Consider the following 10,611-nt stretch of genomic DNA (forward strand, 5'->3'; position numbering starts at 1 on the left):
AAGGGATGGACACGCACATGGCCGTGGACTTGAGTTTGTTGGACGAGGACCAGCGCGTCGCCGCGACCGCGCCGCGAGGGCCGGTGTGCATCCTCGCGGGCGCAGGTACCGGCAAGACTCGGACCATTACGTACCGGATTGCCAACCTGGTCGACCAAGGCATGGTGGCACCGACGAAGGTGCTCGCCGTGACCTTTACCCAGCGCGCGGCAGGCGAGATGGCCGACCGTTTGCGCACGATGGGCGTGGGCGGGGTGCAGGCGCGGACTTTCCACGCGGCGGCGCGTCGCCAGCTGCAGTACTTCTGGCCGCAGATCGCGGGCGATTTGCCCTGGAAGCTGTTGGACAACAAGTTCCCTCTGGTGGGGCGCGCAACACGGGCGGCTGGGCTGGATTCCGGCAAGGAAATGGTGCGCGACCTGCTCAGCGAGATCGAGTGGGCGAAGTCCAGCGTGATCGGCCCGGACGACTACGTCGAGCGCATCGCAGGCACCAAGCGCACCCCACCGACGGACCCGGCGAAGGTCGCGCAGGTCTATAAGCTCTACGAGGACGCGAAGACCTCCCCGGACGGCATGCTTTTGGATTTCGACGACCTGCTGCTGCACGTCGCCGGAGCGCTGGAGAACGCCCCGGCGGTGGCCGAGGAATTCCGGGCGCAGTACCAGTCCTTCGTGGTGGACGAGTACCAGGACGTCACCCCGCTGCAGCAGCGCGTGCTGGAGGGCTGGCTGGGACAGCGCGACGACCTGACGGTGGTCGGCGACGCCAACCAGACCATCTACTCGTTTACGGGGGCGACGCCGAACTACTTGCTGAGTTTCTCGCGGACGTATGAGCACGCGACCGTCGTCAAGCTGCAGCGCGACTACCGCTCCACACCTGAGATCACCGACTTGGCCAACACCGTCATCAGCAAGGCGCAGGGCCGGGTGGCGGGCACGCGCCTGGAGCTTAAGGGCATGCGCGAGCACGGCCCGCAGCCGACCTTTACCGCCTACGACGATGAGCCGACCGAGGCGCGCGAGGTGGCGATCAAGATCCGCCAGCTTCTCGACGCCGGCGTGCCCGCCCGCGAAATCGCCGTGCTCTACCGCATCAACGCCCAGTCCGCGGCGTTCGAAGCCGCGCTTGCCGACGCCGGGATCGTCTACCAAGTCCGCGGCGGGGAAGGCTTCTTCCAGCGCGGTGAGATCCGGGAAGCTATCCGCGCGCTCGTCGCCGCGGCCCGGCGCACGGATCTGCCCGACGACCCGGTTGCGGTGGCCCGCGCCGCGCTCGCGCCGATTGGGCTGACCCCGACCGAACCGGAGGGTGCGAAGGCGCGTGAGCGGTGGCAGACGCTCTCGGCGCTGGTCGACCTCATCGAGGAGATTGTGCGCAGTCAGGAGGCCTCCACGCTGCCGGACGTGCTGCGTTCACTGCGCAGGCGCGCCGAGGCGAAGCAGCCGCCCGCCGTCGACGGTGTCACGCTGGCGAGCCTGCACGCCGCGAAGGGCTTGGAGTGGGACGCGGTGTTCCTCGTCGGACTGGTGGAGAACACGCTGCCGATCTCGCACGCGATCAAGGCGGGCGACGCAGAGGTGGAAGAGGAGCGCCGCCTGTTCTACGTCGGTGTGACCCGCGCGCGTGAGCACCTCCACCTGTCCTGGGCGCTGGCGCGCCAGGAGGGCGGGCGCAAATCGCGTTCGCGCTCGCGCTTCCTCGACGGCATCGCCCCGGAGCTGGAAGTGGAGAAGACGCCGGAGCGGGTCAAGCGCAACCGCCGCTGCCGCGTGTGCGGGAACCTCTTGGCAACCCCGGCGGAGAAAACGCTGGGCCGCCACGAGGACTGCGAGCCCGGTTTCGACGAGGAGGTCTTTGCCGCGCTGAAACGCTGGCGCCGCGACGAGGCGCGCGCCGCGGGCAAGCCCGCCTACATCGTGTTTACCGACGCCACGCTCATGTCCATCGCCGAAGCCATGCCCGCCGACACCCAGGAACTCCTCGGCATCTCCGGGGTCGGGCCGGCGAAGATCGAGCAGTACGGGCAGGGCGTGTTAGACACGCTCGAAGAGTTCCGGTGATGGGGGTGGGCGATTCGATCCGCCACGAGTCTGGACAGACCTACCGGGTCATCCGCTCGGCGCGGCGTACCCGCACCATCCAGAGCAGGATCGTGGATGGGGTCGTCGAAATCCGCATCCCCGCCCGGCTGAGCAAAGCGCAGGAGACCGCGGCCGTTGAGGAGATGCTGGCGAAGATGGCCGCCAAGACCCGCTCGAGCGCTTCCAGTGATGCGGATCTGCTCGCACGTGCAGAACAGCTCAACCGGGAGGTGCTCGAGGGCAAAGCGCGCATCGGCTCCGTACGCTGGTCGGACAACCAGCGCACACGCTGGGGTTCGTGCACGACTTCTACGGGGGACATCCGGATCAGCTCGCGGCTGAAAAACGTGCCTGATTACGTGCTCGACGCCACGGTGGTCCACGAGCTCGTGCACACCTTCATTCCCGGTCACGGTCCCGAGTTTTGGGCGTGGGCGGACCGCGCCCCGTTTGCCGAGCGGGCTAAGGGCTACCTCGAGGCTTACCAGCGTTTTAGCTAGCTCCGTTTGGGGTCGCCGGGCTGGTTGCAAATGGAGCTAGCTCCGTTTGGGGTCGGCGGCGGAGTGCGACCTGGCGTTTTGTTGGCGGGCGAATCGTAAATGGAGCTAGCTCCATTTGGCTGCAGGCCGTACGCTGTACGCCACACGCCGTTTAGCCACGTTTATCCGCAGGCGTGCACAGACCGTCCGGCGGCGTAGTCGTCCATGGCGGCGACGGCCTCGTCGAGGTTCTTCACGCTGGCCACGGTCATGTCACCGGTATCGACGGTGCGTACCGCGTCGCAGTTGCCCTCCGGGGCGAGGAAGAGTTCCACGCCTGCGTCACGTGCACCGGCGAGCTTGTGGGTGATCCCGCCGATGGGGCCGACCTCGCCGGATTCGGCAATGGTGCCGGTGCCGGCGACGAATTTGCCGTGGTTGAGCTGGCCGGGGCTGAGCTTGTCGATCACGGCGAGCGAGAAGATCATGCCCGCGCTCGGCCCGCCGACGTCGTTGAGGTTGTAGTTGACCGTCACGTCACCTGCGGGCTCGGAGGTCATCAGGATGCCCATCATGGGCTCGCCCTTTTCGTGCGGGTTCTCACCCAGAGTGATGCGCACTTCCTTGGTCTGGTCCCCGCGTGAGATCTCCACGGTCAGTTCGTCGCCGGGGGCGTGGGCGCGCACGGCATCCTGGACTTCGCTGGGTTGGGTCACTTCGGTGCCGTCGACGGCGGTGAGCACGTCGCCGGGCTCAAGGGCGTCCGCAGACGGCGAGTCTTCCAGCAGATCGTGCACGATGACGCGGGTGGGTTTACCCAGGTAACGCATGGCGGCGACGGTGGCGTTGCCCTCGGAGGCGGCGAACTCGGCCTTGTTGTACTCGCGTAGCTCGTCTTCGTCCAGGTTGGGCGGGAGGATCTGGCTGATCGGGACGATGGTGTCGTCGGTGGTGGCCCAGCGGCCGATGGCCTGCAGGAGCGTCATGTTGGTGCGTACCGACACCGTTGTCATGTTCAGGTTGCCCGCGACCGGGTCGGTCTCGGTGCCTTCGATGTCGATGACGTCTTCGCCGTCGACGTCGCCAAGCGCATTAAACATCGGGCCCGGGCCCTCGGCGGCATACGGCACGGCCAGGGTGATGTCGGTGCCTGGGATGTGGTCGAGGGACAACAACACGGTGAGGGCGGCGACGGGGATCGCGCCCCACGTCACCGTCGACCAGCGCCTGCTGCGCACGTCGTTAGCTGCTTGTGCAACCTCTGCCGATTTTTTCACACAGGCAGCATAGCGCAGCCGTGTTCGCTCACAGCGTCCTGGCTGGGCGCAAAAGTAGTCGCGCAAGCGCTTGCACGCTATGTATCGTGGCGTGTATGAGTAACGGATTCGGATTCTCCTTTCCCAACGACGATGACGACGAAGGCAAGCGCAAGCGCGATGAGAACGACGCGTCGAACCCCTTCGCCGCGTTTGGCTTTAGCGGCGGCCAGGCTGGCGGTGGGTTCGGGGACATCCTGAACCAGTTTGGCCAAATGCTTAGCGGCATGGGTAACTCCTTTAACCAGGCCGAAGCGCAAGACGAGGCGGTGAACTTCGACATGGCGCTGCGCATGGCCCGCCAGCGCGTGGGCGACAAGGCCGCAGTTGCCGCGGGGGACAAGAAGGCAGTGGAAGAGTCGCTGCGCCTGGTGGATCACTGGCTGAGCGAGACGACCACGCTGCCCGCGGCCGAGTCGAAGGCGCAGGCCTGGAACGCGGACGATTGGCTGGTGGAGACGATGCCGATGTGGAAGCGCATGGTCAACCCGGTCGCCGAGCACATGAACCGGGCGCAGATGGACCAGCTGCCGGCCGAGGCCCGGGAGATGATGGGCCCGCTGGCCGGGATGATGAATTCGATGAACTCCATGAACTTCGGCATGCGGCTGGGCCACGCGCTGGGGGATTTGGCCCAGCAGGCGCTCACCGGCACCGATTTCGGTCTGCCGGTCGCGCCCAGCGGTGTGGCGTCGGTGCTGCCGAAGAACGTCACCAAGATCGCCAAGGGCCTGGAGGTTCCGGGCCAGGAGGTCATGGTCTACATCGCCGCGCGCGAGGCGGCCCGCCAGCGTCTGTTCAAGCACGTGCCGTGGCTGGTCGAACGCATCGTTGCCTCGGTGGAGGAGTACGCCGCGGGCTTGGAGATCGACACCTCCAATATCGACGAGGCGACGCGCAGCCTGAACCTGGAGTCGGGCGACCCGCAGCAGATTCAGGAGGCGCTGCAGAACCTGCAGAACATGGACCTCTCGCCGCGCGTCGGCTCCCGCAACGCCGCGGCGACCGCGCGCCTGGAGACCCTGCTCGCGCTCGTCGAGGGCTGGGTCGACGTGGTCGTGGACGCTGCCCTGGCGGAGCGGATCCCTTCTGCACCGCAGCTGGCCGAGGCATGGGCGCGCCGCCGCGCGACCGGCGGCTCGGCCGAGCAGGCCTTTGCCAACATCGTCGGCATCGAGCTGGGTGCCCCGAAAGTCCGCGAGGCCGCCGAGCTGTGGCGCCGCGTGGACAATGCGGTGGGGGTCAAGCGTCGCGACGAGGTGTGGAACCACCCCGACTTCCTGCCCACCGCGGAGCACCTGGACAACCCCGCAGCGTTTATCGACGGCCTGCTGGACGACACCACCGATACCGACTTCGACGCCGAGTTCAGCAAGCTCGAAGAGGAGCTGCGCAACAACCCTGACCTCAAGCGCAAGTACGGCGACGGCAAGGACGACGGCAGCGAGGACGGCACCGAGCTCTAGCCGCTAGCGGCGCGACGTCGTCTCGGAGGCCTTCGTGGTGGTTGTTTCCCGGGTCTTCTCCGTCGCATCCTCCTCACTCACCTCGGCGAGCCCCAGCTTGCCGATGCGCTCGCGCGGATCTTCCTGCTCAGTAGACACCAGCTGCTGCAGCACCTGGCCGCGCTCATTGTCCACCACGGTGATAATCGCGGAAGTGCCCAGGGTGGACCAGCCGACGATGCGCTCGCCGTCGTCCTCCACAATCCGGGAGGAGCGAAGCTCGGTCAAAAGCTGCGTCGTCGACGCCGCCTTCGCCTCCGAGTCGAAGAACTGGAACTGCCCGATCTCCGCCCCCGAGCAGTCATAAGAGCCGCTGACTCCTGTCGCCGCGCATGTTTCAAGCTGAGTGAACAGTGACTCCGGGGCGAGGGAAGCGAAGGTTTCCGCGACCTTCGCAACCGTCTCATCTTCCGCGTCGCCACCGCGCTTGCTTGTCGACGCCCGCGTGCTCGATTCCGTGCTTGCCTCTTGCGAAGAAGACGCCGTGGCTGTCTCCTCGGTGCTCGTCGTGGGTGAAGCGCTTTCGCTTTGCACTGTGCTCTCAGTGTTCTCCGCGTTTTCAGTGCTCTCAGTGGCTTCAGTGGCTTCGGTGGCCTCAGGCGTGTCCTCCCCGCCACCGCCGCAGGCGGTGAGCGCCACTGAAGCGGCGAGCAGGGCGGGGGCGAGGATGCGGCGATGCGACACGGAAATTGGCTCCTTAGATACGTTTACACGTGCGTTGTCTACCGATAGTACGTCAAGGGTGAAGGCGACTCCCAGCCGTTACCCCAGCTCCTCTGGCTCGCGGTCCAGGCTGTAGCGCAGAGCGGCGATCACGTTTGGCGCGACGTTCGGCCCGCCGCGCAGCTCGATCTCGTCCTGGGCGAACATCCCGCGCTCCTCCAGCTCCTCCTCGGTCAGGCGCATCTGCAGCAGGGTCTGCTCGATATCCTCGCCCCGCAGCACGCCGGAGAACAGGCGGGCAGGGCGCGGTGCTGCATCGGGGCCCGCGGAAGTGTCGCGGAAGACGATCTCCTGGGCCAGGACGACGCCCTCGACCTGCTCGGGCCAAGCGACGCGGGAGACGTAGTCGGCCAGCTCGTCGCTGCCCGGGCGGATGTGCTCGGGCAGCTCCTGAACCACCAGCGTTAAGGGGGAGTGCGCGGCGTCGTCGGCAAGCTGCGTGAGCTCGTCGACAAGCAGCTGCGTCGGCACCAGCGCGAACAGGGAAGGCGGGGCGTCCCAGCCCTCGGCGTGGACGAACTCCACAGCCTCGGTCATGGCTTTATTCAGGGCTTGCTGCGAGCTGAAATTCTGCTGCACGGGAACCTTTCTGGCTGTTTATTCGTTACACAAATTAAGCTACTTAAAGCTAGAAGCTTAATACGCACGCAAAGACTATTTCGAAGGAGCAGGATTGGCTACCCGCGTCAACCAGCCTCAACCCAACGCGAAAAAGTCGAACAAGACGATGTTGACGGCGATTATCGTCCTCGGCGTCATCTTCACGCTCGTGCCCATGCTGATCGGTCTGTACACCGATTTTCTGTGGTTCGGCGAGCTCGACTTCCGCGGGGTGTTCAACCGGGTGATCATCGCCCGGGTCGTACTATTTATCGTTTTCGCACTCCTCGGCGGGGGAATCGCTTACCTCGCGGCATGGCTGGCGTGGCGCGGTAGACCAGATGAGATGCCGGAGGCGGACCTGTTTTCGCCCAGCGCACAGTACCGCGCTTCCATCCAGCAGGGTATCCGCTCCCTGCTGGTAGCGGTGCCGCTGGTCGTCGCGGTCTTCTCCGGTCTTGCAGGCCAACGGATGTGGCGTACCTTCCTGCTGTGGTTCAACGGCTCTGACTTCGGGGTCTCGGACCCGCAGTACGGTAGAGACCTCGGCTTCTACGCCTTTGCGTTGCCGGGCCTGTCCGTGGTGGTCAGCACGCTGAGCATGCTGCTCATCGTTGCATTTTTGATCGCGCTGGTAGCGCACTACCTGCTTGGCGGCATCCGCATTGGTAACAGGGCCGTCGGGCAGACTGGCTACGTCTCCAAGGCTGCTCGCGTGCAGCTCGCGGTGACCGCCGGTGTGTGGATGCTTATCAAGGCGGTCGGGTACTGGCTGGATCGCTACTTCCTGCTCTACGGGGAAAACGACATCTTTACCGGTGCGTCGTACACCTCCATCAACGCGATGCTGCCGGCCAAGATTATCCTCACCGTCATCGCGCTGATCGTTGCCGCCGCGTTCTTCGCCTCCGTGGTGTATAAGGACTTCCGCATCCCGGTGCTGGCCACCGTGCTGATGCTGGTGTCCTCCCTGGTGATCGGTAACGTGTGGCCGGCGCTTTTGGAGCAGTTCTCGGTCAAGCCGAACCGTCAGGCCAAGGAGCGTGAGTACATCGCCCGCAACATCGAGTCCACCCGCTTCGCGTATGGGTTGACTGAAGACACGGTCACCTACGAGGAAAACTGGGGAGCGGACACGGTCTCGAATAACGAGGTCGCAGACGACTGGGCCACCATCAGCAACATCCGCCTGCTGGACCCGGAGATTTTGTCGCCCACCTTCACGCAGAACCAGCAGCTACGCAACTTCTACGGGTTCCCGGATCAGCTGGCCATGGACCGTTACGAGGTCGACGGCGAGATGCGCGACTTTGTCGTCGCCGCCCGTGAGATGGATCCGAACGCCCTGCGTGAGAACCAGCTCGACTGGATCAACCGCCACACCGTCTACACCCACGGCAACGGTTTCGTCGCCGCCCAGGCCAACACGGTGGATGAGGCAGCGCAGGACGCGGGCTCCACCCGCGGCGGCCTGCCCATCTTCACCGTCTCGGACCTGCAGTCCAACGCAAAGGCCGCGGAGAAGAAGGATGCGGAAGAGCTGGGCATCCGTGTGGACGAGCCGCGCATCTACTACGGTCCGGTGATCTCCTCTGCTAAGGACGGGCTGGACTACGCCATCGTGGGCGATAACGGCCAGGGCCCGGTCGAGTACGACACGGACAACTCCACCTACACCTACACCGGCAAGGGCGGAGTCAACATTGGCAACTGGATCAACCGCGCAGCGTACGCGGTGAAGTACCAGGAGCTGAACATGATCCTGTCGGACCGCGTCGGCGCGGACTCCAAGCTTTTGTACGACCGTGACCCGCGCGAGCGCGTGGAGAAGGTCGCTCCGTGGCTGACCACTGACTCCAAGACCTACCCGGCAGTCATTGATGGCCGCGTGAAGTGGATCGTGGACGGCTACACCACGCTGTCCCAGCTGCCGTACTCCACGCGTTCCTCCCTGCAGGACACCACACAGGATGCGCTCAACCCGGATGGCACCACCCAGCGGTTGGTCAATAACAACCTTGGGTATATCCGCAACTCGGTCAAGGCCACCGTTGACGCCTACGACGGCACGGTTGACCTCTACCAGTTCGACGAGGAAGACCCGGTGCTCGAGGCATGGATGGGTGTGTTCCCGGACACGGTGCGCCCGCACAGCGAGATCAGCGATGACCTGCGCGAGCACCTGCGCTACCCGGAGGACCTGTTCAAGGTCCAGCGTGAGCTTTTGGCCCGCTACCACGTGGACGACCCGGGCGTGTTCTTCAACAACGACGCCTTCTGGTCCGTGCCGAACGACCCGACCGCAGCAGAGGGCCGCAAGGAGCTCAACCAGCCGCCGTACTACGTGGTGGCCGCTGACCCGGAGACCAACGAGTCCTCCTTCCAGCTGATCACCCCGTACCGCGGCCTGAACCGCGAGTTCCTGTCCGCACACATGTCGGTGTCCTCGGACCCGGAGAACTACGGCAAGATCACGGTCCGCGTCCTGCCGACGAATACGCAGACGCAGGGCCCGAAGCAGGCGCAGGACGCGCTGATGTCCTCCGACCAGGTTGCGCGCGACCGCACGCTGTGGGAGGGCTCGAACGACCTGAAGAACGGCAACCTGCTCACCCTGCCGGTGGGTGGCGGCGAGATCCTCTACGTCGAGCCGATCTACTCGCAGCGCAAGGACCAGGCCTCGGCCTTCCCGAAGCTGCTGCGCGTGTTGGTGTTCTACCGCGGCCAGGTCGGCTACGCGCCGACGATCTCCCAGGCGCTCAAGCAGGTGGGCATCGACTCCAAGGCAGCGCAGGACATCGAGCTTGTCGACGAGGGCGCGTCCGACAACAAGGACGCCGAAGCCCCCGCCGATACTTCGCAGGAGGCAGAGGCCGAGGAGAAGACCCAGCCGGCCCCGGGCAACAAGGACGAGGCCATGCAGGGCATCAACGATGCGCTGCGCAACCTTGAGGGCGCTCGCGACGGCTCCTTCGAGGAGTACGGCCGCGCACTCGACCAGCTCGACCGCGCGGTGGAGGCGTACCAGAACGCCGAGTAGCGTTTAGCAGGCTAGCCGGAACGCAGGAAGCGCCGGGGACGGAAAACGTCCCCGGCGCTTTGTTATGCCTGGCTAGACCTGCGGGTTGTGCACCAGGATCCGGTCGACCTGATCCCATAGGCCCGCGAACACGGGGCGGCTGAAATCGCCAGGCAGCAACTGGTCGGCCTCGGTGAGCGCGAGCGGGTCGTCTTCCGCCCCGGCCATGCGCTCCTCTGTCACGTCGAGTAGGCGGGCCAGCCGGGCGAGGTTGAGCTGGTACGCGCCGTCGAGCGCGGGCTCCGTTACCGCCTCGATCCAACCCACCTCTTCAAACAGTGGGATGTGGGTGATGAGGATGTTGTGCCGGACCCACCCGCCCTTCCCGTTGCTCTGGCCGAAATGGGTGATGAGTCCGGTTCGGCCGGGGCGGACGGTGCCGTCGACGTTGAGAAGCGAGCCATCGTGGTCGTCGGCCAATTGTGACATTGTGCCCAGGATCCGGTGTTCTCGCCGGGTGAGCGAAGGGATCTCCACGCTGTGCACTGCGGCTCGCAGTAATTCTGCCAAGGGCGCCTCCTTGTGGTTATGCGGTGAGCAAGGAAGCGTAATTCTAGCGCCCACCCCGGACATGGGGTCGTGATCTCTCGAACGAGTGGGCGAGGTGTGCATCGGGAACTGTGCGTTATGTGGGTCTTGTAAGAACTGTGATTCTGGGCGGTGCCCAGGGGATTTGGCCTTTTGCGGGGTGATAAGTATAGTTACTTCACGTTGCCGATACGGCAGCAGGTGAAAAGAAAATATCACCCGACGCGGGGTGGAGCAGCTCGGTAGCTCGCTGGGCTCATAACCCAGAGGTCGTAGGTTCGAATCCTGCCCCCG

General features: G+C 65.2%; 8 protein-coding genes. 4 read left to right on the plus strand and 4 right to left on the minus strand.

The features are described 5' to 3' along the window. Positions 1-5 precede the first annotated feature (5 nt). Complete coding sequence (locus HMPREF2550_RS07820; RefSeq protein ID WP_305764122.1) at positions 6-2,066, plus strand: ATP-dependent DNA helicase UvrD2; 2,061 nt, start codon at positions 6-8, stop codon at positions 2,064-2,066. Then, positions 2,066-2,587 carry a M48 metallopeptidase family protein gene (locus HMPREF2550_RS07825; RefSeq protein ID WP_070790589.1) on the plus strand — a complete coding sequence of 174 codons (522 nt, stop codon included), beginning with the start codon at positions 2,066-2,068 and terminating at the stop codon, positions 2,585-2,587. The genes HMPREF2550_RS07820 and HMPREF2550_RS07825 overlap by 1 nt, the downstream gene beginning before the upstream one ends. Positions 2,588-2,748: 161 nt before the next feature. Here HMPREF2550_RS07825 and HMPREF2550_RS07830 read toward each other — a convergent pair whose 3' ends face one another. After that, positions 2,749-3,843, minus strand: a complete 1,095-nt coding sequence (locus tag HMPREF2550_RS07830; protein ID WP_070790590.1) for a YlbL family protein — start codon at positions 3,841-3,843, stop codon at positions 2,749-2,751. A gap of 95 nt (positions 3,844-3,938) precedes the next feature. Between HMPREF2550_RS07830 and HMPREF2550_RS07835 the strand changes: the two genes are divergently transcribed. Further along, on the plus strand, positions 3,939-5,348 hold the full coding sequence (locus HMPREF2550_RS07835) for a zinc-dependent metalloprotease (RefSeq protein WP_070790591.1): 1,410 nt from the start codon (positions 3,939-3,941) through the stop codon (positions 5,346-5,348). 3 nt (positions 5,349-5,351) lie between these two features. Here the strand turns inward: HMPREF2550_RS07835 and HMPREF2550_RS07840 are convergent, their stop codons facing one another. Both HMPREF2550_RS07840 and HMPREF2550_RS07845 read right to left on the minus strand, forming a co-directional pair. Continuing rightward, positions 5,352-6,071 carry a hypothetical protein gene (locus HMPREF2550_RS07840; RefSeq protein ID WP_070790592.1) on the minus strand — a complete coding sequence of 240 codons (720 nt, stop codon included), beginning with the start codon at positions 6,069-6,071 and terminating at the stop codon, positions 5,352-5,354. A gap of 78 nt (positions 6,072-6,149) precedes the next feature. After that, on the minus strand, positions 6,150-6,689 hold the full coding sequence (locus HMPREF2550_RS07845) for a PPA1309 family protein (protein ID WP_038588903.1): 540 nt from the start codon (positions 6,687-6,689) through the stop codon (positions 6,150-6,152). A gap of 148 nt (positions 6,690-6,837) precedes the next feature. Between HMPREF2550_RS07845 and HMPREF2550_RS07850 the strand changes: the two genes are divergently transcribed. Next, positions 6,838-9,750: a UPF0182 family protein gene (locus HMPREF2550_RS07850; protein WP_070764669.1), complete on the plus strand. Its 2,913-nt coding sequence runs from the start codon at positions 6,838-6,840 to the stop codon at positions 9,748-9,750. 72 nt (positions 9,751-9,822) lie between these two features. Here HMPREF2550_RS07850 and HMPREF2550_RS07855 read toward each other — a convergent pair whose 3' ends face one another. Then, a complete protein-coding gene (locus HMPREF2550_RS07855; protein ID WP_141757883.1) occupies positions 9,823-10,299 on the minus strand; it encodes a hypothetical protein in 477 nt (158 codons plus the stop codon). Between the last annotated feature and the right edge of the window lie 312 nt (positions 10,300-10,611).

This window comes from Corynebacterium sp. HMSC074A01 (assembly GCF_001831515.1).
GTDB lineage: Bacteria > Actinomycetota > Actinomycetes > Mycobacteriales > Mycobacteriaceae > Corynebacterium.

Excerpts from the sequence above, each read along its gene's own strand:
- HMPREF2550_RS07820 (WP_305764122.1), top strand. The coding sequence starts at position 6 with ATGGACACGCACATGGCCGTGGACTTGAGTTTGTTGGACGAGGACCAG.
- HMPREF2550_RS07825 (WP_070790589.1), top strand. The coding sequence starts at position 2,066 with ATGGGGGTGGGCGATTCGATCCGCCACGAGTCTGGACAGACCTACCGG.
- HMPREF2550_RS07835 (WP_070790591.1), top strand. The coding sequence starts at position 3,939 with ATGAGTAACGGATTCGGATTCTCCTTTCCCAACGACGATGACGACGAA.
- HMPREF2550_RS07850 (WP_070764669.1), top strand. The coding sequence starts at position 6,838 with ATGTTGACGGCGATTATCGTCCTCGGCGTCATCTTCACGCTCGTGCCC.